Below are 26492 nucleotides of genomic sequence, written 5' to 3' on the forward strand. Positions count from 1 at the left end.
TCGGCCCGGGACGCGCCAAACGTGCGTAGCGTCGTGCCGTTGCTGTGTTGTGGCGTCGAAGGCTCTGCAGCCTCAGAAACCCTAGGCGTCGGTGCGGAACACCTGGACCACGGACGGACGCGGGGCGCGCACCTGGCCGGGCTTCGGCGTCACGCCGGCGGCGACGTAGTCCGGGAAGTAGGAGTGCTGTTCGGCGAACGTGCCTTCCTCGCCCGGGTGCTGAACGGCAACGAATACGGTGCGTTCGTCGTCGTGGATGACCGGGCCGCAGGTCTCGGCGTCGCGCGGGACGGCGAGGAACTGCTCCACCTTGCCCCGTTCTGCACCGTCCAGGGTCACCTTGAAGAGCCCGTCGGCGTAGCCGATGMTGGAGGGCGCGCCGTCCGTGGAAATCCACAGGTTGCCCACGGAATCGAAGGCCACGTTGTCCGGGCAGGAGATGGGTGAGACCTGGCTGGCGGGGAACCCGGCGAAGTAGGCGGTGGAGTTCTTGGCCGGATCGCCGCAGACCATCAGCAGGTTCCAGCCAAACGTGGTGGAAGTCTGGTCCCCGGTCTCGGTGATTTCGACGATGTGGCCGTCGCGGTTGAGGGTGCGGGGGTTGACCTCGGTGGCCCCTTCCTTGCCGGGCTTGCCGCGGTCCGCGTTGTTCGTGCAGACCACATAGACCTTGCCGGTGTGCAGGCTGGGCTGGACGTCTTCGCAGCGGTCCATCTTGGTGGGGCCCACCTTGTCGGCGGCGAGGCGGGTGTACACGAGCACCTCTTCCACGGACATCCCGGCCACCTTGGACTGTCCGCCGACCACGAGGGGCAGCCAAACACCTGCGCCGTCGAAGGCTCCGTCGGCCGGAAGCTTGCCCGCGCCGTCGAACCCGGCGGCCGGGGAATTGCCCGTGAACTTGGCGACGTACAGGTCACCCTMCGAAAGGAGGGTCAGGTTGTGCGCGCGGTCGCCTTCCCGGTATTGATCCCTGGAGACGAACTTGTACAGGTAGTCGAAGCGCTCGTCGTCGCCCATGTAGGCCACCACGTGGCCGGACTTGGCGACGATCACGTTGGCGCCCTCGTGCTTGAAGCGGCCCATCGCGGAGTGTTTGCGGGGCGTGGAGGAGGGGTCGAACGGGTCCACTTCCACGATCCAGCCGAAGCGGTTGGCCTCGTTCTCGTAGCCGGGGTTGCGGGTGTCGAAGCGCGGGTCATCCTGTTCCCACTGGCGGGCGGTGGGCTTGCTGGTCAGGCCGTAGCGCTTGTCGGCGTCAGAGGTTCCGAGGGCGGCGAAGTAGCCGTTGAAGTTTTCCTCGCCGGAGAGGATGGTGCCCCACGGGGTGGTGCCGCCGGAGCAGTTGCCCAGCGTGCCCTTGATGGCCCGGCCGGAGGGATCGGCGGCGGTCTTCAGCAGCGCGGATCCGGCGGCCGGACCGTCGAGCTCGTAAGTGGTGTCGGTCAGGAAGCGGCGGTTCAGTCCGGCGCCCTGGACGTAGCGCCAGGGCTTGTTCGTGTCCGCGCGCTCCAGCTCGACCACCGTGAGGCCGTGGGCTGCACGGCCGATTGCGCGGGTCTCGGCGGCGTCGAATCCGGCCGGGAGCATGATGGACTCGTTGGTGTATTCGTGGTTGGTGAAGAGCACGGCCCGGCGGTCCTTGGAGCCAGCGATCGGCAGGATGTCCGTGTAGTCGTTGTTGTAGCCGAACTGGCGGGCCTGCGCCGCGGCGCTCTGGCGGTCCAGGTCGAAGGCCGGCGAGTCCTTGAAGAGCGGGTCGCCCCAGCGGATGACCGGCTGCCAGGTGTACCCGGCCGGGACGGTGAACTGGTCCACGGCGGCGTCCACCGGAGCGATGGCGGTGAACTGCAGCTTGGATTTTCCAAACCCTTCCTTGGCGGCAGCGGCGAGGCCGGGGCCGCCGTCGGCGGCTGCGGGTCCCGCGGATGTCACCGCGTTGCCGAAGGCGACGGCGAGCGCGCCGGCGGCGCCGAAGCCCAGGGCGGCGCGGCGGGACATCGTGGCGGAGGCGATGTCACGGAAGTAGCTGTTGGTGCTGGTGTTGCAGACCTCGCCCGAGCAGGCGTTGTCGCACTTCAGCGCGCAGGTCACGGGGCTTCGCTTGCCTTTAGTGCGGCCAAGCATGGGGAGCAGGGAGAATGTGCGTCCGGAGGAGACAGACATGGAGAGACCTTCCATGGGGTGAGTTGCGGTCGCGCCCACCCTTCCAGCCGCGGTCTACCGAGAGACGTCTCCCAAATGAAGTCCAGGTGAACTCAGGGGACAAACTGAGGGAGCGTCACCGGCGAACTCCTGCCTGGAGGCTAGCTGTCCGTCTCTTCCGGGGCGCTGGCGGCAGCCATCAGCCGCTGGCCAATGCCCTCGAGAAATTCGGCGATGTTCACAATGCTGCCTTCGGAGGATTCCTGGAGAAGGGCCGCGGCCGCTGCGGCGAAGTGGTCGTTTGCCCACTGCATGGCGTCGGTCCCCTCCGGGCTCAGGTGCAACAGCACACTGCGCCGGTCCGTGGGGTTGGGTTTCCGCACCATGAAGCCCTTGGATTCCAGGCGGTCCACCATGGCCGTTACGGACCCGGTGGTGATGTTCAGCGCTTTACCGAGATCCTTGGGAGTGAGGCCGTCCACCTCGCCCACAAAGGCCATCGCGTTGATGTCGATCGTCCCGATCCCCAGATTCTCGGCCAGCCGGATGCGGAGGGCATAGGTCCCCGTGTCGACCCGCCGCAGGCCTTGCACGATCCGGAGCAGCCCGTCCTTCTGGGCCACCATCTGGCCCTCCGCGCGCTTTGCCGTAGCCAGCGCGTCAACTTGCCGGGGTACCGAGGTGGTCATCACGAATCTTCCGCTCCAAAGCTATCTTCGGCGGCTACTTCGCCGCGTCCGCATTCACTTTACTCTCAAACCATTGGCGTCACTGGCTTGCAGCCAGCTCCGCGTGGACCCGGCGCAGGCGCTCGAGCCACCAGTCGCGGCGCTCTGGCGCGGCCGCGTACTCCGCCAGCAGCTCCGGATCGGCGGCGACCTCGCGGACCCGGATGGCGCCGTCGTCGGGAACCAGCGGGTCCCGGGTGACATCGGCGGCCAGCAGGGACACGGTCCCCAGCCCGCAGGCGTACGGCAGTTCGGGCAGCGCCGCGGCGAGCGCCAGTCCGGCGCGGATTCCCACGGAGGTGTCCAGCGCGGAGCTGACGACGGCGGGGAGCCCGGCTTGCGCCACGATGTCCAGCGCCCGGCGCACTCCCCCGAGCGGCGCCACTTTCACGACGATCAGGTCCGCTGCGCCGGCGCGGGCCACTTTGAGGGGATCGTCCTCCTTGCGAACGCTTTCGTCCGCGGCGATCAGCACCGGGATACCGGCGGCCTGCAGCCGGCGGCGGACCTCGGCGAGGCCGGCGATGTCCGGCACGGGCTGTTCGGCGTATTCCAGCCCGACGCCGGCGAGCCGGGTCAGCGCCTCGACGGCGGCCGGGATGTCCCAGCCGCCGTTCGCATCCACCCGGATCGCGGCGTCCGGGAGTGCCTCGCGGACCGCGGCTACCCGTGCGGCGTCGTCGTCCAGGCTCTGCCCGGGCTCGGCCACCTTGATTTTGACGGCGTCCACCCGGCCGAAGCGGGCCAGGATTTCCGGGACCCGGTCCGCGGCGACGGCGGGAACCGTCGCGTTCACGCGGATACTGGTCCGCAGGGGCTCGGGAAAGCCCCGCCAGCCGGCCTCGATCGCGGCGGCAAGCCAGCGGGACGCTTCCTGGTCGCCGTACTCAGGGAAGGGGCAGAATTCGCCCCAGCCCAGCGGGCCGTTCAGCAGCAGGGCTTCGCGCTGGAGGATGCCGCGGAACTTCACCCGCATCGGCAGGCTCACCACGTGGGCGCCGGCGAGGAGTTCCTCCAGTGCGGGGTGCTGATCGCGGGGTTCCTCCGGACGGTGCCGGGCGGGCGGCGGGGGAAACGGGTTTGTGCTCATAGTTGTGCCGCGCTCAGCTCTGCCCGACGGTTGCGTCGGTCAGATGCGTCACTTCAGCCATCCAGGGAAACACGAACTGGTCCAGGACAACCAGGACTCCCGCAAGGATCACCACGGACAGAATGATCTTTAGCCAAAGAGGCCCGGGCAGTTGCCGAAAAAGCCAAAGGTACACGGTCTAGCCCTTCCCCTGCAGCGCGGCGAGCTGCTTAGCGATGGGCGCCGGAGGCCCCGCGCTGAGCGGCTGCCATGAATCGAAAACGGAGTACGCAATGATGCGCTCCTGGGCACCAAAGCGCGGGTTGCAGCTTGTCATGGTCAGAATCCGTTGCTGCGGCTCTGCGCCGGGCTGGGTCGGGACCGGCGCCAGCACATCGGTCCGGTCCGGCAGGACTATTTCCTGGTTCCGGAAAACGTAGGTGTAGAACCCGTCGGCGGTCTGGACATAGATCTTGTCCCCGGGCACCAGCGTGTGGATGTTGTCGAGCACCGCGCCGTGCGTCTGGCGGTGGCCTGCGACCGCAAAGTTCCCCAGGGCCCCCGGCATGGCCGTGCCCGGATAGCGGCCCAGACCGAGCGTGTCCAGGACGTCCTGGCTGGTGCCCTCGATGATCGGCCTGCTGTAGTCGGCTCCGAAACGGGGAATGTAGATGACCCCGATCGGCTGTCCGTGACCCGGCGATTTGCCGACCGGCACGGCGGCGGCTGCCGTGGTGTCCGCCGGTGCCGTGGCGGCCGGGTCATTCGTTGCGGGTGCCTGGTGCTCCTGCACGAACTGCTTCACGGCAGCCCCTTGGGCCGCGTCGGCTTCAACGTTGGTCCACCACAATTGCCAGGCGACGAAGAGCACGGCAATCACGCCGAGGGTGATCAGCAGCTCGCCCGCGACCTGGACGGCCAGCAGGGAACGACGCCGGCGGGTGCGTTTAGTTTCTTGCGCAACCGTGGCGCGGCGGTTCAGTACCTTTGACATGCCCCTCCTGGTGACTACCGCTGGACGCTGCCAATGAAGCATCGCCCGTTCGGAAGAACCGGCAAGACTGACGATTCCACAGTTCCGGACCGGAGCTGCGCCATCACACAGTCGGTACCGCTCAGCACGCCAACCTCGACGGCGTCGGCGGCCAGTCCCGTGGGTGTACGGGACGCCGAAACCTCCACAGCGGCCGGGGCAAAGCCGGCCGCGGAAAGGCTCGCGCGGATTTGCTCCCGGCTCGGCTGCGGCGATGACGCGAGCAGGGTCTGCAGGGCCGATTCCACAGCACGGGGAACACTGGAGCCAGGAGCAGTCGCGGACCCCGACGGCGACGTCGCTGCCGTTGCCCGGGACGGGACAGCCGATACCTTCTCAGCCGATGCCGGCGCCCCGCTCACCGAGCCGGAGGACGTACTCAGAGAAGGGGCAGAGCACGCAGACATACCCATCAGCAGCGGCAAAACCCCCACAGCCAGCCCCACGTACCGGCGGCCGCGTGGGCGGCGGAGCTGGGAGGGGTCGGGGGAAGTCACCGGAACATCCTCCCATACCGGGTCTGGCTCCAGGCGACCGACGCGGCTGCGGCCCAGGCTGGGCGCCGGCAAGGAAGTTGTTCATCGGCCCCGGGCGGGGATGCGGCTGCGCTTCTCTGGGGTCCTTGATTGGGCCGGCGTCGACTGGGGGTGAGTTTCCTGGACCAGGAAACTCGTCTCAGCCGGCCCCGCTCAAGGAGCGTATTGCCGGGGACGTGCCGCGCCGGCACTGTCGACTCTATGAAGCCTGTTCCTGCGCGGCACGAGTAGCGGGTACTCGGCTTTTTGTCCGGTCACTACTCCCCACGCCGCGCGCCGGGCCAATCAGGTGGCGTGCAGGGTTCTGTGGGAGCCTTAATGGCATGACTTTTCGGCAGGAACGCACCCCATGGGACCCGTCTGCCCGAGTCCCTGAGGCGCAGATCCCGGAAACGCAGGTCCTTAAGACTCAGGCGCCACCCACCCGGGCGCCAAAGACGCAGGCCGGCAGAACGCGTGATCCGCAGGCGGAGTGGTCCCCTGGCAAGGGCACGGCCGCTTTGTTCGTGCTGGCCACGGTTGCCTGTGCCGCTGCGCTGGCCGCCACCTACTTCTTCTTTGTCCGCACCACCACGGGACAGTTCATCGACGAATCGGCGCTGGTTGAGGCCGTGGCCATGAGCGGCACGGCGGGCAAAGCCGCGACAAAGCTCCTTGACTGGCTGCCGGCGCTCTCTGTGGTGATCGCGTCGATCGTGGTCGTATTTGTCACCATCCTGCGGCGCCGCTGGGCCGCGGCCGGGATAGCCGTCGCGGCCTGCGTGGGCGCCAACGTGGCCACGCAGATCCTCAAGGACCTCGTGCCCGTCCGGCCGTACCGCGGAGTCGAGACGCTGGAGCTGAACTCGCTGCCGTCCGGCCACACCACCATGGCCGCCTCGGCCGCGGCCGCCGTGTTCCTGATGGTCTCGCCGCGCTGGCGGCCGCTGGCAGGCTTCCTGGGCGGCACCTTCGCCGTCGCCACGGGCATATCCACCCTGATCAACCAGTGGCACCGTCCGGCCGACGTCGTCGCGGCGTTCCTCGTGGTGGCCGTGTTTATGCTCCCGGCTGGCTGGCTGATCATCCGCAAGGGGGCGCGCTGGAACGTCTGGGACGGTTACGACGGGCACTGGGCCTCCGCCCGGCTGTGGCTGACGCTGCCGCTGCTGGCAGCACTCGCCGCCGCTGCTGTGGCCGCCTTTTCGCTGCTGATCGTCACCTCAGGCGCGGGCCAAGAAGGCAGCACCACCACCTACTTCTGGGCCGGGACCTCGCTGATCGTGATCGCCGGCTACCTCGCCACCGTGGCCGGCATTTGGCTGTTTGGTCATGCGGTACGACGCCGGCGCGTGCCCCCTGCGCCAGGAACGGTGGCGCGGCGCACGTAGGCCCGGGCGGCGCGCCCGGGCCTACGGGGGATCCTGGGATGGCTACCTGAGGCGTGCGCAGATGTCCACGGCTTTGCCCGCCCTGGCGTCCACGGATGTCACGTTATTGCCAACCGGGTTGTCAACGGTGAGCACCACCCGTCCGGTGTACTGGAAGGCCCCGGGACCTGTGGCGTCCGTCGAGAAGAAGATAAACCCGTTGTGGCCGGTGAGGGTGAGCGTATAGGACAGTCCGCCCGGGTTCTTGACATACCTGGCCACGGAACCGGACGTTTTCACCGTGTACGTCTTCCCGTTGCTCCCAGAACCGTTGAGGCCCTGGTTGGACCAGGTGAGGACGACTCCTGTGCCCACCCTGTAGAGGTTGCCGTTGCTGAAGTGGATTTCCTTGATCTCGCCGCCCGTGGCCGTAAGGCCAAGATCAAAGCCGACACACGATTCCGAGGCGGGAATGGTCACGTCCGGCTCGGTGACTGCACTTGCGGGCGAAGCGACAAGAAGCATGGCTGCTGTTGCAGCCAGGGGCGCGAACCAGCGGGACTGTTTTCCGAACATGTGTATCTCCTCATACTTTACGAAGAAACGCATCACCCATCCGGGCGGAGACCATGCGCGGCCAAAAATCACGGGCGAACCCTGACGGGGCGCTCGTGCCGCCCCACGCATGGCCGGTCTCGATGCACCGGCGCACAGGCCCGACGTTACTAAGTCCGCTTAGCAAGCACCCGAGTAGTCGCTACCTGCTTATCGCGTTTTGCGTCGGCCGCGGTCAGTAGTTCCGGCGGTGTTTGAGCCGGGGAATGGTCACGGCGAAGACCACGGCGGCAGCGAAGCCAAGCCCGCCGGTGGCGGCCACCCCCGCCCCAAGCGAGGCCACGGCGGTGACACCGGAGAGCAACACCGGGCCTCCGGTGGCCCCGGCGTCGGCCATGAAACGCCAGATGCCCAGGAACTGGCCGCGGCCGTTGTCGGGTGAGAAATCGGCCCCCAGCGTCATATTCAGGCCCGAACTGATGCCGTTGCCGAAGCCGATCAGGAGGGCCGCGAGCAGCAGGCCCGCGAAGCCGGTGCTGAGCGGGATCAGCAGCATCGCCGTGCCCATGATGAGGGTCGAGGGTATCGCCACCCATTGCCGGCCCTTGCGGTCCATCAGTTTGCCGGCCGGATAAAAGACCAGCATGTCGATGGCGCCGGACAGCCCGTAGATCAGGGATGCCTGCGTGGCGTCCATCCCGAGGTGCTCGGCCCAGAGCGGGATCACCACCTGCCGAGACGCACGCAGCGCACTGAGCAGCAGCACCCCCATGCCGACGCTCAGGAAGACCCCGGCGTGGGACACGGCGACGCTGCGCAGCGTCGCCTGCTGGACGGGGACGCCGTCGTCCGCTGCGGGCGTGGCCACGAGGTCCGGGATGGTCACCGACAAGAGGGCGGCCGCTGTCATGGCGACGACGCCTACCCAGTAGGCGCCGGTGATGCCGGCGAACTGCATCACGGCTGCGCCGATGAAGGGTCCGATGAAGATGCCGATCCGGTTGACGCCGCCGAGCGTGGACAGGGCCCGTGCCCGGAGGATCACGGGTACCGCTTCGGTCAGGTACTTCTGCCGGGCCAGGCTGAAGACGCTCGCGGCCATGCCGACGACGACCATGGCCGCCGCGAGCAGCCACAGCCCTTCCGGCACAAGCGGAGCAAGTGCCGCGGCGGCGAGGGCGACGGCGCTGGCCGCCGCTGCCCCGACGATGGCCCAGCGTTCGCCGAACTTCAGCGTGATGAGCGAGGCAGGGAGGTTGAAAAACCAAGAGCCCAGACCGATCAGGGTGACCACCAGCGCGGCGACGGCCACTGAGGCGCCGAGGTCGCGGGCGGACAGTGCCACCACGGGCAGGATGGCGCCCTCGCCGATGCAGAACAGCAGGGCCGGGCCGAAGGCGGGGACGGCGATGCTGCGGAGGCTGAAGGGTGCGGTCTGTGTGGTGGTCATCCCCTTCATCCTAGGGCGGGCGGGGGGCCACGGACCTCAGGCGTCGAAGTGCGTGTGGACTTCCACACTGGCTACACCATCCAGGTAACGCCGATCTCAAAACCAACAATATTGCCCGTATTTCTTGAAGGGCGCAGACGCCATGCCGTCTGGCCCTGGGCGGCGTCGTCACGCACGAAGAACGAGCCGTACCACGAGAACCGCATCTCGAAACCGGCCCAATTTGGCCAAGTCTGGCCTATGGACTCGCATGTATTCCCAAGTCTCCCAGCATGCGCGCGAGCAAAAGTCAGTAGTAAATTGTCGCCGGCGGAGCGATACTCGACAGTGCTTACACCGCGGTCTGGGTGCGAACAATCGACGCTGCGTGGAAAACATAGGTCCTCCCGAAAATCTCTCAATTGCCGATGCCGCGCGGCCTTGATTCAGGTTAGACATCAGACCCTGGGAGCGGACCAGTATGCGATACCTGTTTTCGATGCATGAGTCACTCGCTTATACTCACGGGCTGCTCCGACCCCCGCGGTCCGGCAGGCCCACGAAGAACGGTTATCGGAGGACGTGGGCAGCAGTTGCGCCGCTGCAGAAGCGGCCGTCGAAGCATAACGCCAGGCCTGTCGATGTCCTGATGGCAACCTTCCGGTGGCCACCCGGCCGGTCCCGCTCATCGCGTCGGTGGAGCCATCCCGAAGTCGTGGCCAAGGTGTAAGTCTGCAAGCGTTGAACCAGCTCTGGGACCCGGAGGCCGCGACAGCGGTGGCCATGATCCGCCAGCACCAAACCCGGATTCTCGATCGCGTCTGTCACGAAGCGCAGGAATCCGCCGGCCACTCCACGATCGTAGACGCGGGGCGGCGGTGAACTCAGGCGTCGAAGTGCGTGTGGACTTCCCCGCTGGTGAGATTCCGCAGGACTTCGGCAGCGACGTCGCGGAGCTTCTGGTTCCGGTTGCTGGACACCCTGGTAAGGATGCCCATGGCCTCGTCCTGGGAGCAGCGGTTCTGGGCCATGACCACCCCGCAGGCCAGATCGATGGAGGTGCGGTGCTCCATGGCGGCCTGCAGGTCCTCGGCCCGGGACTGCGCGGTGCCGATCCGGACGGCCAGGCGGAGGGAGCGGCCGGCGAGGTCGGCAAAACCGGACGCCTCGGTGATGATTGCCTCGGTGAAAATCCCGCTGTCAGAGCCGAAGAAGTTCAGAGCCGCGGCCGCGTCCTCGCCGATTTCCAGGGGTACGCCGAGGGTGCTGCGGCAGCCATTGGCCGCGAGCTGCAGCTGGTACTCCGGCCAGCGCGGATCGGTATCGACGTCAGCCAGCAGGACCACGGACCTGGTCCGCAGCGCCGCGATGCACGGGCCGTCCCCGAGGCTCTGCTCGATGCGGTCCAGGATGACGGCCCGGGGGCTGCTCCCCGCCACCGTCATGGTCTTCTTCCGACGCTGCAGCGTCACGCCGCATTCGATCTCCGCGTCGGCGGCCTGGCTGAGTGTGGCGGCCGAGAATTCAGCGAGCCGACCCAGGAAGTCCTCGACGTTCTCTGTTCCCATCAGGAGGTCCTGCAGTTGCAGGGCGGCTTCGGTCCCGGCGTTGTTGGTCATGCCTAAATCTAAGTCGGTCACCAGCGCGAAACAACTTGCCTGCCGCGCGGTAGCATGAAGCCTTGCGAAGGCCCGCGTGATGCTTGATGGCCTCTCTAGTGTCGGCGGAGGTCTCATGACGGAACAGGTATGGCACGTCAGCGCCGATGTCGCCTGCGTCCAAAGCGCCGACGGCGACCGCGTGGCCGTCCTGCACCTCGAGCAGGACGTGCCGGTGATCCTGGTGGGAACGGCCGCGTCGGTCTGGAACGGGCTGGACGGGACCAGGACCGAGACGGAGCTCATCGAGTTCCTTGCCCGCGACTACGGTACTGATGCCGGCGCCATCGAGGAGGATGTGATGGGCTTGCTCCACACCCTGAGCACCAACGGAATGATCACGCCGTCTGCTCGGAACGAAGGTGCCAGCTGATGGACGCCGCAGAGACCCTGCATCAAGATGAAGCCGTCCTCCTGGCCACGGCTCTCGTGGACTTCGTGGCAGCAACAGCCGGTCTGCAGGTGCTGTTCATCAAGGGTCCCGCCGCCACCATCATGGGACTCCGCGGACCTCACGTCTCCGCGGACGTGGACGTCCTAGTCCGCCCGGAAGACCTGGACAGAATGGTCGAACTTCTGGGCGGGAGAGGCTGGCTCGAAAGGCCATTTGGCGCGGCACCGGTTCGGCATTATTCGCACTCCCGCACTCTCTACCATCCGCAGTGGAACTGCGATATCGACGTACATGACAGATTTCCCGGAATGGAAGCATCACCAGAAAAAGGCTTCGAAACTCTCTGGCGCGACCGGCAATACCTGGTCATGGCGGCTAGGCGGGTGGCCGTTCCATCCATTCCGGCGGCAGTGATTTTTCAGGCACTGCACAGCCTGCGGGCCATTAGTGTTCCACGCCACCGAGACGAGTTCATAGGGCTGCTGCAACGGGTGGATGTCACCATGCATCAGCACATCATGGATCTCAGCGCGGAGTTGGAGGCCACGGCGGCGCTGAAACCGTTCCTGGACGAGCTGGGCATAGCAGACGTGCCGGTCCGACAGGGAACTGTCAGCGAGGAATGGCGCCACCGCACATCCGCACAAGGCCCCGGAACGGCTTATCTGATCGCGCTCATCGAAAGCCCCTGGCGGGTTAAACCGCTGGTGCTGGCCCGTGCGGTCTTCCCCTCACGGCGGATCCTACGGGAAAATGACCTCCATCTGGACAACTCGGTGGCCAGCCTCCTCAGGGCCCACGTTTCGCGCTGGCGGCGCGGGCTGGCTGGCCTTCCGGCAGCAGCCCGGAAGATCAGGGCTTCACGCCGCGGGCAGCGATCCGCCCCTTAGACGTACCCGTCCACAATGGCTGCAGCAATCTCCCGGTAGGCACGGCGTGTTTCCGGGCGGAGCACATCCAAGGTGACCAAGTCGCCGTCAGCCACTCCTCGGTCGTGCGGGACCGCGATCAGCTGACGGCAGATGCCGGACAGGTGTTCCTCGATCGCGTCCTTGTCCACCCGCGTGGAGACCTCGTCCTTGTCCGTGATGACAACGATCGCGTTGCGGGCCAGGTCCTCGTAGCCGTGGCTGGCCAGCCAGTGCAGGGTGCTGCGGGCCCGTTTGGCGCCGCTGACGGCGTAGCCGGCCGCGATGATCAGGTTGTCCGCCGATTGCAGGATGCCGCTCATGGCGTTGTGCGTCACGCCCGTGCCGCAGTCGATCAGTGCCACCGAGTAGTAGGCGGAGATGAGCTTGCGGATCCGCAGGTATTCCGCGGCGGTCAGGGAATCCGACACCTCCGGGTCCTGTTCGCCGGCGATCAGGTGGAGCCGGCCGGCGTGGTGCATGTAGCGGGCCAGGGCGGTGAGGGAATCGACCGATTCGATGTTCTTGAGCAGGTCCGTGATGGTCCGCGGGCTTTGCTGCTGGTAGATGCCCTCGCCGAGGGCGCGCTCCACGAGGTCGCCGGAATCGGGGTTGGCGTCGATCGCGCACGGCGGATCGCCGCGGAACTCGGCCAGAGTCAGTCCGACGCCCACCGTGGTGGAGGTCTTGCCGATGCCGCCTTTGAGGCTCAGGACGGCCGTGTTGTAGCTGCCCTGGAGCTGGCGGGAGATGCGCCGGGCGAGCTCGTCCTCTTCGCGCTGCCGGGCGTTCGGTCCCAAGTTCAGCCCGCCGCCGGTCAGCTTGTAGAGGGCGCCGCGGAACCCGCCGACGGGCCGGGGCTTCTGCTCGCGGACAAAGAGGCCCGGGGAACTGATGAAGTCAGGCATAGGGGCATCGGCCAGGGCCGCAGACCTGGCCGAACGCGTGGAGCGGGCCGGCTGCGCAGGCATGGCCGGAGTTGTTCCGGGGGCCTCGGGCAACGCCGACGGTGCTACGCCGGAGGGTGCGCGGGTGGGTGCAGCGGGCGCATCCGCCGCGGCTGCCGCTTCTGCCCATGAACTGCTCGGGGCGGTACGTGCGGGTTGGACGTCGGCTTCGTTAGGCGTGATGATCGGCATGGTTCCCGTCCAGGCATCGGAGCCGTCGGCGCGGCGGTCACGCCGGCGCCGGAGATCCGGCTGCTCTGCGTCCACCGTGTCGTTGGCAGTTTTGGTGTCCACCGGTTCGGACATGTTTGTTCCCCCCAGGGATCACAGCGCAGGCCGCTGCGTTGCTTGTTTGATTTGGTCCAACCAGCAAGTCTAGGCGCAGGCACGGTGGTCAGCTGACGGGACCCGCAAACGCGGCCGGAAAGTGCCCCCTATTCAGCGACGCAGAGCGAGGACCACAACGGCGACCGTTACTGCTGCCAAGAGCACCAGGCCCACGTAGGCCCACCATTTCGGCCGGTTACGGTGGGGGTTGATGTCGACGTACGGCACTGTCATGACTCCTGGCGCTGGGGAACGGAGGCGGTCCTGTGTCTGCGCCGCCTGAGGCGAAGCAGCCCGTAGAACACGGCGGAGAGAAACACGAGACTCCCCAGCAAAATGCACAGCGCAAGGACATAGCCGGGCAAAGTCACAGGTGAGACCTCCTGAGAGCTAGCGACATCATTTTGACGCGAGCCCCTCGGATCCCCATCCTTGGGCAAGCTGGTCGCTGGGCGAGAGCGGGTCCACGGAAAGGGACCCGGAGATGAGATTACTCACAGGCTACCGGCGTTGTCCATCCGGCGCGCCTGAGCCCGCCAGCCCTAGCGGTGGGCCCGCGTGTCCTGCAGGCGCTTGATGAACCAGCGCGACTGCTCGGGGCCGTACGGCAGGATCGGGATGGCCTTGGTTGCGTCGTCCGGGGTTTCCCGGGTGGCCTGGATTGCCTGCCGGACCGCGGTGGTCATGGTGTTGGCCATGGTCTTGACGAATTGGTCCGGGCACGGTTCGCCGTGGCCGGGAATCAGGAATTCGTAGCGGTGCCGCAGCGCGGAGAGGTGCCGGAGGGCGTCGGCCCAGTCTTCCGGGAAAGAGTCCTCGAAGGACGGGTGGGACCCTTGTTCCACGAGGTCGCCAGCGTAGAGGGTGCTCGCCGTGCCGACCAGAAGGTCGCCGTCGGTGTGGCCGCGGCCCAGATAGAACAAGGTGGCGGTCTGCCCGCCAAGATCCACGAGGACCGGCTGGTCCTTCACGACCGCGTTCGGAACCACCAGCTCGGCGTCGGAGCCCTGCCCGGCCGCCATTTCCGGTTCCGCCGAGGCCACGAGCCGGCGCTGTTCGTCGCCGTTCTCCTCGATTTCCGCGGCGCAGTTCTCGTGCGCCCAGAATTCTGTGACGCCGTCGTCGGCGAAGACGGCATTGCCGAAGAAGTGGTCGTAGTGGGCGTGCGTGTTGACAACCACCAGTGGCAGCCCGGTCTTTTCCCGCACGGCCGCCAGGATCTCACGGCCCTGCCGGGGGCCGCCGCCAGTGTCGATCACCATGGCGCGCTCGGTGCCGACCACCAGACCCGTGTTTAGCAGGGAACCTTGAGTTGTCAGTACGTAGTTGTCCGGACCGACCTCGAGCCATCGTGACATTGAATCTCCGTATTTCCGACGCTTTTCCGGCGTTGTTGGTGCGGTGTACTGCCCTCGATTGTACCCACGGGAGCTGGCCGGGAGCTGGAAGCCGACACGCCTCGGGGCCTGGCTCCTGGGACCGCTAGTTGCCGAACTCGCGCTCTGGATCTTTGCACCACGAGGCGCAGGGAGCCGCGGCATCACTCGCGCCTAATGGTCTAGTCGGCACTTTCTGCCACAATTTGGTAGCAGTTTTCAGCCTCGCCCACATTCGGGGCTCCGACCCGAACGGCGACAATGGACTAACCATTTGCCCACTGGATGGGACAAAGAATACCGGCTCTGGCTCCCCTCTCTGCCGCGACGAGGTGGGCGGAAGAATGAGTTCTCCATTCCACAACTGCACCTATTCCTCAACTCCACAAAGTCAAGGCCTGCGAAGCGTTGAAGGATGCAAAATTCGACGCAGTTTGAAGGTTTCAGGTTGCGTTGCCTGGTATGCTGTTCGGCCATTTGCGGCCTGTCATCCGATAGGGCCTTGACCATGTGCTTCAACCGCTTCACCGCGCGCAGCCTGGGCCGCAATTGGTGAAGCGCCACAGCGCGCTCGTGCGGTGCAAGGAAATTCGTGCGCCTAGTCCCCGCAACGAGTATGGGGTGGAACGTCCTAGGTAATGGCGCCGGCCAATGGTGGAAAACGGCATCCGCAGCAGCGCTGACCGTTGTCTCGGCGGTGAGGAAGTGGCTGATAGCAAACTGTTCCAGTGTGTCTGCCTCTTGGACACTGAACCAGATCCCATCGATCAGGGACAATTCTTGGCCTGGATGTCGGCCAGGGCGAACACCACGCCGTTGCAGTTGACCGGGCAGGGACGCGGCTCCTCGACAAGGCATGGCCCAACGATGAGGGCCGGCTGAACGGTAACCGTCGTCGGACAAACGCCGCAACGATCGTGCTGCCCCAGATTGCCGGATGCTTGCCAACATCCGCGAGTCCAGACCCCAGGTCGAAGCCATCGTGGGGACGCACCTCATCACTCGGTCCTGGCGTCACTTGCGGCGGTCTGCGTCAGGACCGCAGCCCGGATTCTCACCGAGATCGTCGGGAAAGCCTTCGCCTCGGCCGGGCACCTGGCCTCCTACCCAGGCCTCGCCCCCTGACGTGGAAATCCGGGACATCCATCCGCGGTGACGACCCGTCCCGGAAAGGCAACAAGATCCTCAAGCGAGCTCTGTTCCTCTCCGCCTTCGCCGCACTGATGGGTCCTCTGTCGGGGGCCTACTATGACCGGAAACGAGCCGATGGCAAACGCCACGGGCCCTCATCGCCCTCGCCCGCCGCCGCTGCGACACCCTCTACTCGATGCTCAGAGACTGCACGTTCTACGAACCACAAACACCTTAAGCCGCTTGACGAAAACCATATAGCCCCCACACACAACACACGATCAACGGCCGGCAGTACCGATGACGTCAGCTCAACGATCAACATTCATGGTTCTGCCATTTCATGATTTCGAGAGCTGTGGCGCCTGTGGCAACATGGACCTGCCACCATATAAAATCAAATGTTCCGGCTGGGGGGCTTAGCATGGACACTGAATCGCCTACTGCCCGAAACTCCCTCCGTCATCTCTGGGCCGACGGGGCCAAAGGCGTCTGCATGGTTCTCGTCGTCTTATTTCACGTCGCCGGCCGCTTCGATTATGACTTCGGCACTCGAATGCAGGCCCCCTGGTTGGTTGCCAGCGGCATGTTCGGCCCTGTCAGAATGCCTCTATTCTTCTTCATCTCTGGGTTCCTAGTGGCGAATTCCCTGAGTCGCGTCTGGGCCAACACGCGTGGGCGGACTTTGGGGTTCGTGTACTTATACGTTTTGTGGACCCTTATTTTCATGGTCCGGATCGTCCCCGATGTGATGCGTGGCGGCCTAGACCAGCCGTGGGGGCTCGCGCTGTCTTTCCTGCTCCCCACTTCCTTCTGGTATCTCTACGCGCTGCCCTTATACTTCGTATCTGCGTGGCTCTTGAAGAAGTCTCTGGGAAAGCACAGTGCCTACGCACTCATCCCTCTGCTGGCCATTAGCGCGACGGCCTACCTCCTAGAGCCCACGACACAGGCAATATTGCAAGGACCTCTGGATCCGCTAAAGGTTCCTGATGTGCTACGGAACTTCGTCTGGTTCTACCTTGGAGTGCACGGCAAGTCCTTATGGCTGTCCATCATTGATTCTTCATCGGTCATCAAGACTGTCGCTGCAACAGTTGGCTTCGGGGTGCTCTACCTCTTAGCTGCCCTAACCGGAACCACAGAGCCGCTAAGGGCACCACTCAGTGTCGCCGCACTCTATATGAGCGCGCTTGTCCTGGGACAATGGAATACTCAGCTCCAGGTGGGCTCTCTCCTGCGTAAAGTCGGCAGGCAGACGCTCCCCGTATATGTTCTGCACATATTTCTGGTACCGGTAATCATGGCAGCCCTCAACGCCACCGGAGCCTTGGCCCTGATGCGAAACAACGCCGCATTGTGGAACGTCGTCGCGCCGCCTCTCGTCACAGCGGTCGTCGTTTACCTGGCGTTCAAAGCCGGCCAGATCATCCTCGCGTCCAAGGCTGCCTGGCTGTTCTCCGCACCAGTCTGGGTTACCAAGCGGAAAGTAGAACCAGCCTCACTCAAATCCGAACCGGTATCCGGCAATTAACATTTAGATGCTTTTTGTCAGGGTGCAACGGTAAGAGGTCCGGGGCTGGTTTGAACTGGGTCCCTCTCCTTTGTGTCCGTTCTCCTGATCGGTCCCGTTGGCTGGCGCGTCGTGGTCGAAGGCAGTCGTGTCATTTAGAGACCCTTCGATGTGTGGTGGCAAGACACGAGTGTGATGACTTTAGGAGACATCCAAATAGAAATAGCTATATTGATTCATGAATGGAACCTCCAAACGTCCAAACGTGGTACCGCCAGTCCACACCCGCAATAAAACTGCGGAACAGACCCCCGCGCAGACAACTACGAACCTCTTCTAACCCGGGGTTCCAATCCAACGTGGGACACCACCTCTTCATGGAGGTCTCGATGAGCCCGCCTGATGTAGTTCCTACGGACTTTGTGAATGCGGCTGATGGCGGTTTCTCCTCCGAAGCCGGTATGGTCCTGTGATTGTAGTGGTGGAGCCAGCCCGGGTAGGCGGCAGCGCGTTCGTCCTCGGAGAGGTAGGGCGGACTTAGACCCATTCGGTGGCGGGGTGCGGTTGAAGCGTTCGACCTTGCTGTTGGTCTGGGGCCGGTACGGGCGGGTCCTGCGGTGCTTGACGCGACCCCAGGGCCGCGGCTAACGCCCGGTCAGCACGGCATACACGGCGATGTCGTGGGCGGCGAAGGACGCGACGGCGCGCGGCAAGAAGGCGGTGGCGTTTCCTTCGTCTCGTCGGTGCGGATTTCCGAGTATGCCAGGCGCGAGCAGTCATCAACGACGTGGTGCAGGTTGGCGTATCAGGTCCCCGCCTTGCGGTTCCACCTGACCTTGGCCGGCCGAGGGATCGGTGTCCGCCCCCGTTCGGGATGCTTGCGAGCTTCTTAATGTCCACGGGGACCAGGTCCCCGGGATGGTTGTGCTCGTAGCGTTGCTGTGCGGGCTGCGCACTGGCATGCCGGTGCCCTGGTCCGGGCAGGCCAGCCGGGGCATCCGGCGTCGGTCAGGACCTTGCCGAAGGTGGAACGGGCCAGGTGCAGGTGGGCCGCGATGTGACCACAGTGCCACAATCCGCCACTCGCTCCGGACGCCCGTGTGGTTGGGGCTCCGGCGCGGCCGCGAGGACGCGTCCGCCATGCCGGCCTCGCCCAGGGTGCGATGTACCGGTCCCGAAGGCTTCCTGGGCATCGAGATGAGTATGGTAACCCAGATCGATACCGGAGGCCCTCGCCCTTTACATCACGCCAAGCTGTTCACAACGTCCTTGAGAACGACACCTAAGTGTCCGGGGCAGGGCGCGAATGCACCCGCTGCTCTGGCCGTCAACGATCGACACTTGGTAATGGGGGCTGGGCCCAACCACAATCTCCCAATGAGGCTGGCACTTCCGGTCCGGCAATCATCGGACTTCGGCGGATTAACCGGGACGAGTCCGAGGTCTCAAGACTCACATGTCCGCGAGCGCCGACCCCGGGTTCTCGATCGCGTCGGCGACGTAGCGCAGGAAGCCGCCTGCCGTGCCGCCGTCGCACACCCGGTGGTCGAACGTAAGGGTCAGCTCGGTGACCTTGCGGACCGCAAGCTCGCCGTTGACCACCCAGGGCTTATCGATGATCCGCCCGACGCCGAGGATCCCCACTTCGGGGTGGTTGATGATCGCGGCTGACCCGTCCACGCCGAACACACCGTAGTTGTTCAGCGTAAACGTGCCGCTGCCCAGCTCCGCCGGGGTGGCCTTGCCCTCGCGCACGACGGCGGTGAGGCGGCGGATCTCGGCGTCCAGTTCGCGGGCGCTGAGCTTGTCCGCGTTCCGTACCGACGGCACCATCAGTCCGCGGTCGGTCTGTGCCGCGAAGCCGAGGTTGATGCCGTCGAAGGCCACGATCTCCTGGCTGGCTCCGCCTGTGGTGTCCTCGGTGGTGACGATCCTGGTGTTCAGCTCCGGGAACTTCTTCAGCCCGGCGGTGACGAACCGGGCGATGAACGCCAGCAGGCCCGGGGTGTTGTGTGGGTCCGCCTTCTTCAGCGCGGCCCGCATCTCCACGAGCGCCGTTGCGTCCACGTCCACCCATACCGTGGCTTCCGGGATCTCGGAGCGGCTGCGCGTCATGTTCGCCGCAACCGCCTTGCGCACTCCACGGACCGCTGTGCGTCCGGAAATGCCCAGCCCGGTACGTGCGTCGGTGCCGGAAGTCGAGGCCGGCGCGGCAGGCTCCGCCGCCGGACGCTCAACCACCGGTGCCGGCTTGATGACGGCCTCGACATCGCGCCGCATGATGAGCCCGCTGGCCCCCGACCCTTGGAGTTCCCCCAAATCAACCCCATGATCGCGCGCCATCCGCCGAACCAGCGGAGAAATAACCGCCCCCAGCTTCCCCGGCACCCGGGTCCGCAGCAGCGTCAGGTCGTCGGCTGCCTTCTCAGCAGCAGACACCCCGCTGGCAGGCTCAGCCACCGCGGTCCGCTTAGGAGCCCGGGTCCGCCGGGCGACCCCATGCCCGCCCGGAGTCCCGTAACCGATCAGGACATTCCCGGACCCAGCCTTCTCCTCCTCGCGGTACGCCTCAGCAGCGGCAGCAGCCGGCGAGGAACCAGAAGACTCAGCCGACGCAGGCAATGCCGCCCCGGGAGTGGCATCGGGCCTGTCGGAGCCGGCAGCATCGTCCGCAGGACGAATGCTGTCCGGCGAAGGGGCGGGGGCGGCATTGCCTGTGGCGGCCCCACCGGCACCAACCGGCATCACCGAGATCAGCGGCTTGCCGACGTCGAGCGTCTGGCCGGGTTCGCCGTGCAGCACAGCCACGGTGCCGGCGTACGGGGAGGGCACCTCCACCATGGACTTGGCGGTCTCCACCTCGGCAATCGGTTGATCCACGCGGATCTCGTCGCCCACGGCCACGAGCCAGTTCACCAGCTCGGCTTCGGTGAGGCCTTCACCCAGGTCCGGGAGGAGGAATACTTTCGGTTCGCTCATGGTCAGTCTTCCCACTGGAGGTCGTCAACGGCGTCGAGGATGCGGTCCACGCCGGGCAGGTAGTAGTGCTCGAGTTTCGGCGCCGGGTAGGGCACGTCGAAGCCGGTGACGCGGCGGATCGGCGCGGCCAGGTGGTGGAAGCAGCGTTCCTGGACCCGGGCGACGATTTCCGAGGCAACGGACGCGAAGCCGTGGGCCTCGGCGATGACCACGGCGCGGCCGGTCTTGCGGACCGAGGCGCAGACGGTCTCGTCGTCGAACGGCACGATCGAGCGGACGTCGATCACTTCCAGCGAGCGGCCTTCCTCGGCGGCGGCGGCCGCGGCGGCGAGCGCCGTCGGGACGGACGGTCCGTAGGCGATCAGCGTGGCGTCGGTGCCGGGGCGGGCGACGGCGGCCCGGCCCTCGGAGGAGGTGCCGCGCTCGGTGTTCGCGGCGTGCTCGGCGCGCAGCGCGTCCAGGTCCACCTGGTCCTTGGACCAGTACAGCTTTTTGGGCTCCATGAACATGACGGGATCGTCGGAGTCGATGGCTTCGCGGAGCATCCGGTAGCCGTCGGCCACGGTGGCAGGGGTGAAGACCTTCAGACCGGCGGTGTGCGCGTAGTAGGCCTCGGAGGAGTCGCAGTGGTGCTCCACTCCCCCGATGCCGCCGGCGTACGGGACCCGGATGACCATGGGCAGCTTCACGGCGCCCTTGGTGCGGTTGTGCATCTTGGCCACGTGGCTGACGATCTGTTCGAAGGCCGGGTAGGCGAACGCGTCGAACTGCATCTCGATGACCGGGCGCATGCCGTTCATGGCCATGCCCACGGCCATGCCCACGATCCCGGATTCGGCCAGCGGGGTGTCGAAGCAGCGGCTCGTGCCGAAGGTCTTGGTGAGCCCGTCGGTGATGCGGAAGACGCCGCCGAGCATGCCGACATCCTCGCCGAAGACCAGGACCGAGGGGTCCGCGTGCATGGCGTCGGCCATCGCGGTGTTGAGGGCCTTGGCCAGCGTAATGGTCTGCGGACCGGTCATTTCTGCGGTGGCTGCGGCTTTGGCGGCCGCGCGGGCGGTGGCGGCGCTGACGTTGCCGTTCGCCCCGGAGGACGTGGTGATGGTGGGGCTCATTTGCCGGCCTCCCTAGAGGTGGATGCGGCTGCGGTGGATGCGGCGTCGCGGGCCAGTTCGTCGGCAAGCATGGCTGACTGTTCCAACAGCTGCGGTGTGGGGGTGGAGAAGACGTACTTGAAGAGGTCCTGCGGTTCCACCGGGACTTCTTCGCTGAGGCCTTCGCGCAGCTGCGTGGCAACCGCCTCCGCCTTTTCGGCGATCCTGGCAGCGCGGTCATCGTCCAGCAGGCCGCGGTCCGTCAGGTAGGTCTTCATCCGGCTCAGCGGGTCCTTGGCCACCCATTCGGCGACCTCGCTGTCCTGGCGGTAGCGGGTGGCGTCGTCGGCGTTGGTGTGCGCCTGCATCCGGTAGGTGTGCGCCTCTACGAGGAGCGGACCGGAGCCTTCGCGGGCGAGCTTGACGGCCCGGCCGAGGACGGCGAGCAGGGCCACGACGTCGTTGCCGTCCACGCGTTCGCCGGCCATGCCGTAGCCGACGGCCTTGTGGGCCAGCGACGGCGCGACGGACTGGTGCGCGAGCGGCACGGAAATCGCGTACTGGTTGTTCTGGACGAAGAAGACTACGGGCAGGTGGAAGACGGCGGCGAAATTGAGGGCCTCGTGGAAGTCGCCTTCGCTCGTGGCACCGTCGCCGCACATGGCCAGGACCACGGTGTCCTCGCCGCGCAGCTTGGCGGCGTGGGCAACGCCGACGCCGTGCAGCAGCTGGGTGGTCAGCGGCGTGCACTGGGTGCCTACCTTGTGCTTGGACGGGTCGTAGCCGCCGTGCCAGTCGCCGCGGAACAGCGTCATGGTCTGGACGGGGTCCACGCCGCGGGCCATCACGGCCACGGAGTCGCGGTAAGTGGGGAACAGCCAGTCGCCCTCGGCAAGGCACAGCGCCGCCGCGATCTGGCAGGCCTCCTGGCCGTGACTCGAGGGGTACACGGCCATCCGGCCCTGCCGGACCAGCGCGGAGTTCTGGTCATTGACGCGGCGGCCGACGACGAGCTGCTCGTAGGCGGCCAGCAGTTCGGCCTCGCTGGGCAGGCTGTATTCGTGCCCGGGCTGGGTGCCCTGCTCTGTGTGCGGATTCAGGGTGCCGTCGGGGCCGACCATCTGGATCTGGTGGCGGGCCGGGAGCATGTAGTCCTCAACCGTGATGCCGAACTTGCGCACGGCCTCGCTGGCGGGATTTTGCTGCGCGGCCTGCTGCGCATGTTGCTGCGCAGCGTGGTCTGCGGAGATCGTCATTGGTCCGTCCTTCTATAGCCACTAATCTTTCCCAGTATGCCTCCAGCCGCTGTTTCGTATCCACCCCCGCCGCAAATCGTGGAGAAGTCCACAAATTTGCCCTAGTCTGGAAGACAAATCGTAAGTGTGAGCTGGATTACCGGCGGGGGTTGTGGACGAATGGCAGAGTATGAGGCGGAGCAGGTGGCGGTGCCGCTGGACGATGTGGACCGGAACATCATCGCGGAGCTGACCCGGGACGGCCGGATGTCCGTGACCCAGGTAGCCGAGAACGTCCACATTTCCCGCGCCCACGCCTACACCCGAATTGCCCGGCTCACCGGCGAAGGCGTCCTGACCAAGTTCACCGCCCTGGTGGATCCCATCAAGGCCGGCCTGAAGTCGTCTGCCTACGTCACGCTCAAGGTGCGCCAGCATTCCTGGCGCGAGCTGCGCGAACTCCTGCGCGCCATCCCGGAGGTTCATCACATCGCACTGGTGGGCGGGGACTTCGATGTCATCCTGCTGGTGCGCGCCGTGGACAACATTGACCTTCGCCGGGTGATCTTCGACCAGCTGCAGTCCATGCCCGGAGTCCTGGACACTCAGACGTTCCTGGTGTTTGAGGATGTGGATACGCGGTAGCCAAGCCTCGTTCGGAGCACATAGCACTACACCACTCCAGAACCGTTCAGACTCTCTGAAGGGATCCGTTAGAGCACTCTCTATTTCCGCATTCCGGCCCGAATCTTTTGAGTGTGTGGCTCGGGGAACCCGGCCTACAACAAATCGCCAATTCTCATGACAAGTGCCGTCCGGACGGCGGCGCCGGTCATGAGCATAACTGATTTGTAGTTGCCGGCATTGCGGAAGCCGCGTGCGGAGCATTTGATGTGCTTGATCCCGGCGTTGTTCGCCTCGACCCAGCCGGTGGTGGCGCCGGTGACGATGAGGACCTCGATCTCTGCCTACCAGCGGCAGACGGTGCGGTAGAGCTTTATCGTTTCCGGCCGCTCGGCGACCTCAACCAGTGCCCGGAGTTCCACTTTCGCGGCGGCCGCGTCGACCAGGGAGTGGGTGCGCATGCGGGCACACAGCTGTTCCTTGGCCTTCCACACAACCTGCAGCTGGCCAGTGGCGTCATCGACTGCGAAGACTTCGGCCAGGCGCGGGCTGTCTGGCCGGAGAGCTTGTCGCATGTACGCAGGAGAAGCATCCGATGGGCCCAGACCTTGTCGACGCCTCGGCCGCGTCGGCCCTTGAACTGCCTGGACGGGTTCTGCCGGGCCCCAGGCGCCGCCTGGTTGGCCAGCGAGACCAGTGGAAGTGATCGACCGCGTCGGCGGTGCGGGGAAGCCACATCCTCAACGCCTTCCGGAACGCCGCCGAGGGGCCGATCGCGACGACCTGCACGCCCAGCCGCCAGGCCAGCGGACGGGCGAAGAGCCAGCCCCCGACGCCCTGCCGTCCCGCCGTCCAGCCGTCCACGATCCCCAGGACCTGCCTGGTGTCCAGATCAACGATCCTTGTCATCCACGGCTCATGCCGGATTCACGAGCTGGAATCAGGGTCACGGAAATACCGCACGGACCTGAACCGGTGCTGTCGATGCCCAGCATCCGCGGGCCGGAGCCATTCACCTCCGGCAAGGTTAGGACACAGGCGTCGTTCAGCGCGGCCCGGACCTTCCACCAGGAAACGGCGATGCAGCGGCGGTCTCGGACACGGCACGGGCTGGCCCGTGCTCGAACTGTTCGATCGAGTCGAACCGGTCGTGGTGGAAGAACTCTTCCTTGAGATGGCCGAAAATGCTTTCCATCGCTGCGTTGTCGCAACAATTGGCCTAGCGGGACATTTACTGGATGACCCTACCGTCCTGCAGGGCGCTGACTCAGGACCGGTGCTGGTAGTGCCAGCCCTGTCCGAATGCAGGACCGGATGCTCACCGGGCTTCAGGAACTTGGAGGCATCGGTCAGCACGTCCATCGACAGCGAACTCGTACTCACAGCGTGGGCGATGATCTCGCCGTTGAACACGTCCAGCACCGGGACAAATACATCTTCTGGTCGGCGACCCGGAACTCGGTCACGTCCGGAACCCCACTTGAGGTGGGGGGCATCGGCCCGAAAGTCCCCGATCCAGCCTGTTGGGCGCCAAATGCCCGACATCGCCCCGCTGGGAGTTGTACTTGCGCCGCCGGGAGGTGGCGGGTTTCGGACCGTTCCATCGCCTCCTCCCAAGTGGCGCCGCCAAGGTAGGCGAGTACGGCCTCGAGCTTCAGCTCAGGAGCATAGAGCCTATTCGTCGCCGTCGGAGCCAGCCCTCCAATTCCCTGACGACAAAACTGCCCCACCAGCTTCTCAACAGTCGTGGCCGGCAGACCCAGCTCACTAGAAATCGACCTGCGACCGTAACCTTGGTCAACCAAACTCGGTCAGGCGCGACCTCGGACCTCATCCCCCGCATCCTGAATATCGGCCCATAATGGAACTACCCCTCCGAAAGTCAGACTCTCACATTCGAATCCAACTTTCGGGGTGCAGTTCACAGAGTCACGGACCCCTTTTCCATCTACTGCACAGAATCACTTCCGCATCAACCGCGAAGCCCATGAACCCTCACTGCAGCAGATGACTCACCACAAAGCACAAAAAGCCGCGCATTCCTCCACGAGTACGGAACTTCGACTGACAGCGTCGAAGTGACGCAGTCGGCTACGTGAGCTACTGCTCGGATCTATGTAATTTTCTGACGTTCTTCAGCCGGACGAACATCAGAAGTTTGACGGGGGGTTTCACGCCTGYATCGCCAGTACCGAGGCACTTCAAAACACGCCGGAACAAATAGGCAAACAATCACGGCAAAAATCGTCGAGGTGATGACACCGTCCGCGCCGAATTGGGAACCCAAATATAATGCAAGCGGAATTTTGACAGCTAGAAGCGCCACGGATCCCAATGCCTGAACCGTACGACCTCGGCGATCCATGAGGAGCATCCCGTTAGCTGTATGCGCGGCGAATACCACCAATAAAACGGCAAACAGTAGGTACGTGGAGGTCGGTGCGGCGATAGCATCCGCACCGCCCACAATGCGCGCAATGACCGGGCCAACGACTACGAGACCCAATGCCGACATAATACCCAGACCGAGAAATATAGAAAAGGCCTGCCAATATAGCGTTTTTATCTTCCCCGCCAGACCTTTCCTCATGAAGAGAGGCCAGAGCGTTTGCCCACCCACGCTCAATATGGACAATAAAGGGACATATAGGATCGCGACAAGTGAATACGAGGACAATTCGTTCATTGTGCTTACATGCGCCAGAACGGTTCGATCCGACTGGTATGCGAGCGGGAGGGTGATAGCGATGATTGCCATCGGAATTGCGGTCATCCGTACGTTCACGTCGTCAACCCCCGCCTCTTCCTCACACGACGAGCGCCGTGAGTTATACAGAACTCTCGTTACGACCGCTCCCAGGATGATTTGCGCGACCAAAGGTCCGCTCGCATAAGCAAGCGAGTAGTCGCCGAAGTTGTCGGAACCGGACAGAGAGACCAGTGTCGTCGCAGCCAGTGACCAGACACCTCCCATGCCCAGGACAACTGTAGACAGCGTCTGTCGTCCCAGGCTCAGCAGTATCCGCTGCGCTGCACCCAACGGAATCCCTGTCGCCGCAAAGACCGCAATTCCAGCACACATGAATTCAGTCTCGAAACCTGACGGTATCCCCAGTACCACGCTCCAAAGCCCTAGACAGGCCATTGTGATGGCGATTATCGAGGAAGCACCCCAAATAGATAGCAGGAGCCGCATAACCGTTTTCAGGGTTTTCCAAAACCGACGACTCGCAATTCCATCCCTGGCTACCACATCGGTCAGTGCCGCCCCAATGCCAAAATCAGAAATAGGAATGAGTGTCGGCAAAGTAATCAGGAGGCTGAACCAAGCGAATCCCTCGGCACCAGTCTCTTGAACTACTAGCCTCGAGCCCAGGATAATTGCTGCGCCGCCTATGGGGAGCACCACCACTCGGGCGCCCATTGACCCGAATAAGTCTCGGAAAACGCCTACCCGAGTCG

Annotated in this window: 24 protein-coding genes and 2 pseudogenes; 6 read left to right on the forward strand and 20 right to left on the reverse strand. The window is 65.1% G+C overall.

Features of this window, described 5'->3' with window-relative positions:
* Positions 1-81 precede the first annotated feature (81 nt).
* The 5 genes from AC1D2F_RS03845 to AC1D2F_RS03865 form a co-directional block, all read right to left on the reverse strand.
* A complete protein-coding gene (locus tag AC1D2F_RS03845; RefSeq protein ID WP_476966209.1) occupies positions 82-2166 on the reverse strand; it encodes a PhoX family protein in 2085 nt (694 codons plus the stop codon).
* Positions 2167-2306: 140 nt separating this feature from the next.
* Positions 2307-2834, reverse strand: coding sequence for a MarR family winged helix-turn-helix transcriptional regulator (locus AC1D2F_RS03850; protein ID WP_229995324.1), 528 nt, complete (start codon positions 2832-2834; stop codon positions 2307-2309).
* A gap of 79 nt (positions 2835-2913) precedes the next feature.
* Positions 2914-3849 carry an o-succinylbenzoate synthase gene (locus AC1D2F_RS03855; protein ID WP_476966278.1) on the reverse strand — a complete coding sequence of 312 codons (936 nt, stop codon included), beginning with the start codon at positions 3847-3849 and terminating at the stop codon, positions 2914-2916.
* Between the two features lie 292 nt (positions 3850-4141).
* On the reverse strand, positions 4142-4936 hold the full coding sequence (locus tag AC1D2F_RS03860) for a class E sortase (RefSeq protein ID WP_364745262.1): 795 nt from the start codon (positions 4934-4936) through the stop codon (positions 4142-4144).
* A 14-nt stretch (positions 4937-4950) separates the two neighbouring features.
* On the reverse strand, positions 4951-5388 hold the full coding sequence (locus tag AC1D2F_RS03865; RefSeq protein WP_476966279.1) for a DUF6993 domain-containing protein: 438 nt from the start codon (positions 5386-5388) through the stop codon (positions 4951-4953).
* Between the two features lie 446 nt (positions 5389-5834).
* Between AC1D2F_RS03865 and AC1D2F_RS03870 the strand changes: the two genes are divergently transcribed.
* Entirely contained in the window at positions 5835-6881 is a 1047-nt protein-coding gene (locus tag AC1D2F_RS03870; RefSeq protein ID WP_476966210.1) for a phosphatase PAP2 family protein, read from the forward strand.
* Positions 6882-6923: 42 nt separating this feature from the next.
* On the opposite strand, the gene AC1D2F_RS03875 is transcribed toward AC1D2F_RS03870, so the two are convergent.
* From AC1D2F_RS03875 to AC1D2F_RS03885, 3 genes are all read right to left on the reverse strand, one after another.
* The gene (locus AC1D2F_RS03875) at positions 6924-7436 is read right to left on the reverse strand and encodes a hypothetical protein (protein WP_476966211.1); all 513 of its coding nucleotides are present in this window, start codon (positions 7434-7436) and stop codon (positions 6924-6926) included.
* Between the two features lie 214 nt (positions 7437-7650).
* Entirely contained in the window at positions 7651-8865 is a 1215-nt protein-coding gene (locus tag AC1D2F_RS03880) for an MFS transporter (protein WP_476966212.1), read from the reverse strand.
* 863 nt (positions 8866-9728) lie between these two features.
* Complete coding sequence (locus AC1D2F_RS03885; RefSeq protein WP_476966213.1) at positions 9729-10463, reverse strand: GAF and ANTAR domain-containing protein; 735 nt, start codon at positions 10461-10463, stop codon at positions 9729-9731.
* Between the two features lie 115 nt (positions 10464-10578).
* Here AC1D2F_RS03885 and AC1D2F_RS03890 point away from each other — a divergent pair, with 115 nt between their 5' ends.
* Both AC1D2F_RS03890 and AC1D2F_RS03895 read left to right on the forward strand, forming a co-directional pair.
* Entirely contained in the window at positions 10579-10875 is a 297-nt protein-coding gene (locus tag AC1D2F_RS03890; RefSeq protein ID WP_476966214.1) for a PqqD family protein, read from the forward strand.
* On the forward strand, positions 10875-11786 hold the full coding sequence (locus AC1D2F_RS03895) for a nucleotidyltransferase family protein (RefSeq protein ID WP_476966215.1): 912 nt from the start codon (positions 10875-10877) through the stop codon (positions 11784-11786). The genes AC1D2F_RS03890 and AC1D2F_RS03895 overlap by 1 nt, the downstream gene beginning before the upstream one ends.
* On the opposite strand, the gene AC1D2F_RS03900 is transcribed toward AC1D2F_RS03895, so the two are convergent.
* From AC1D2F_RS03900 to AC1D2F_RS03910, 3 genes are all read right to left on the reverse strand, one after another.
* Positions 11783-13057 carry a MinD/ParA family ATP-binding protein gene (locus tag AC1D2F_RS03900; protein ID WP_476966216.1) on the reverse strand — a complete coding sequence of 425 codons (1275 nt, stop codon included), beginning with the start codon at positions 13055-13057 and terminating at the stop codon, positions 11783-11785. The genes AC1D2F_RS03895 and AC1D2F_RS03900 overlap by 4 nt on opposite strands.
* 132 nt (positions 13058-13189) lie before the next feature.
* On the reverse strand, positions 13190-13312 hold the full coding sequence (locus AC1D2F_RS03905) for a hypothetical protein (RefSeq protein ID WP_476966217.1): 123 nt from the start codon (positions 13310-13312) through the stop codon (positions 13190-13192).
* Positions 13313-13620: 308 nt separating this feature from the next.
* Positions 13621-14436 (reverse strand): MBL fold metallo-hydrolase, encoded by an 816-nt coding sequence (locus tag AC1D2F_RS03910; RefSeq protein ID WP_476966218.1) that lies wholly within the window; start codon positions 14434-14436, stop codon positions 13621-13623.
* A gap of 917 nt (positions 14437-15353) precedes the next feature.
* Here AC1D2F_RS03910 and AC1D2F_RS03915 point away from each other — a divergent pair.
* Positions 15354-15823, forward strand: a pseudogene (locus AC1D2F_RS03915) (transposase); the annotation flags it as partial.
* Between the two features lie 186 nt (positions 15824-16009).
* Entirely contained in the window at positions 16010-17119 is a 1110-nt protein-coding gene (locus tag AC1D2F_RS03920) for an acyltransferase family protein (RefSeq protein WP_476966219.1), read from the forward strand.
* A 380-nt stretch (positions 17120-17499) separates the two neighbouring features.
* Here AC1D2F_RS03920 and AC1D2F_RS03925 read toward each other — a convergent pair.
* From AC1D2F_RS03925 to pdhA, 4 genes and pseudogenes are all read right to left on the reverse strand, one after another.
* A pseudogene (locus AC1D2F_RS03925) lies at positions 17500-18264 on the reverse strand (integrase core domain-containing protein); the annotation flags it as partial.
* 286 nt (positions 18265-18550) lie between these two features.
* Positions 18551-20077, reverse strand: coding sequence for a dihydrolipoamide acetyltransferase family protein (locus tag AC1D2F_RS03930; protein ID WP_476966220.1), 1527 nt, complete (start codon positions 20075-20077; stop codon positions 18551-18553).
* Positions 20078-20079: 2 nt separating this feature from the next.
* The gene (locus AC1D2F_RS03935) at positions 20080-21192 is read right to left on the reverse strand and encodes an alpha-ketoacid dehydrogenase subunit beta (protein WP_476966221.1); all 1113 of its coding nucleotides are present in this window, start codon (positions 21190-21192) and stop codon (positions 20080-20082) included.
* On the reverse strand, positions 21189-22427 hold the full coding sequence (gene pdhA, locus AC1D2F_RS03940; protein ID WP_476966222.1) for a pyruvate dehydrogenase (acetyl-transferring) E1 component subunit alpha: 1239 nt from the start codon (positions 22425-22427) through the stop codon (positions 21189-21191). Before pdhA ends, AC1D2F_RS03935 begins: the two co-directional genes overlap by 4 nt.
* A gap of 159 nt (positions 22428-22586) precedes the next feature.
* Between pdhA and AC1D2F_RS03945 the strand changes: the two genes are divergently transcribed.
* Complete coding sequence (locus AC1D2F_RS03945; RefSeq protein WP_476966223.1) at positions 22587-23051, forward strand: Lrp/AsnC family transcriptional regulator; 465 nt, start codon at positions 22587-22589, stop codon at positions 23049-23051.
* 134 nt (positions 23052-23185) lie between these two features.
* Here the strand turns inward: AC1D2F_RS03945 and AC1D2F_RS03950 are convergent, their stop codons facing one another.
* The 5 genes from AC1D2F_RS03950 to AC1D2F_RS03970 form a co-directional block, all read right to left on the reverse strand.
* Positions 23186-23368 carry a transposase gene (locus AC1D2F_RS03950; RefSeq protein ID WP_476966280.1) on the reverse strand — a complete coding sequence of 61 codons (183 nt, stop codon included), beginning with the start codon at positions 23366-23368 and terminating at the stop codon, positions 23186-23188.
* Between the two features lie 6 nt (positions 23369-23374).
* Positions 23375-23605, reverse strand: coding sequence for a hypothetical protein (locus AC1D2F_RS03955; RefSeq protein WP_476966284.1), 231 nt, complete (start codon positions 23603-23605; stop codon positions 23375-23377).
* On the reverse strand, positions 23547-23939 hold the full coding sequence (locus AC1D2F_RS03960; protein WP_476966224.1) for a transposase: 393 nt from the start codon (positions 23937-23939) through the stop codon (positions 23547-23549). Before AC1D2F_RS03960 ends, AC1D2F_RS03955 begins: the two co-directional genes overlap by 59 nt.
* Before the next feature lie 136 nt (positions 23940-24075).
* Positions 24076-24225 carry an IS3 family transposase gene (locus tag AC1D2F_RS03965; protein ID WP_476966225.1) on the reverse strand — a complete coding sequence of 50 codons (150 nt, stop codon included), beginning with the start codon at positions 24223-24225 and terminating at the stop codon, positions 24076-24078.
* Positions 24226-25143: 918 nt separating this feature from the next.
* Positions 25144-26454 (reverse strand): hypothetical protein, encoded by a 1311-nt coding sequence (locus AC1D2F_RS03970; RefSeq protein ID WP_476966226.1) that lies wholly within the window; start codon positions 26452-26454, stop codon positions 25144-25146.
* Positions 26455-26492: the final 38 nt, after the last annotated feature.

Source organism: Arthrobacter sp. P1_B3 (genome assembly GCF_056406615.1).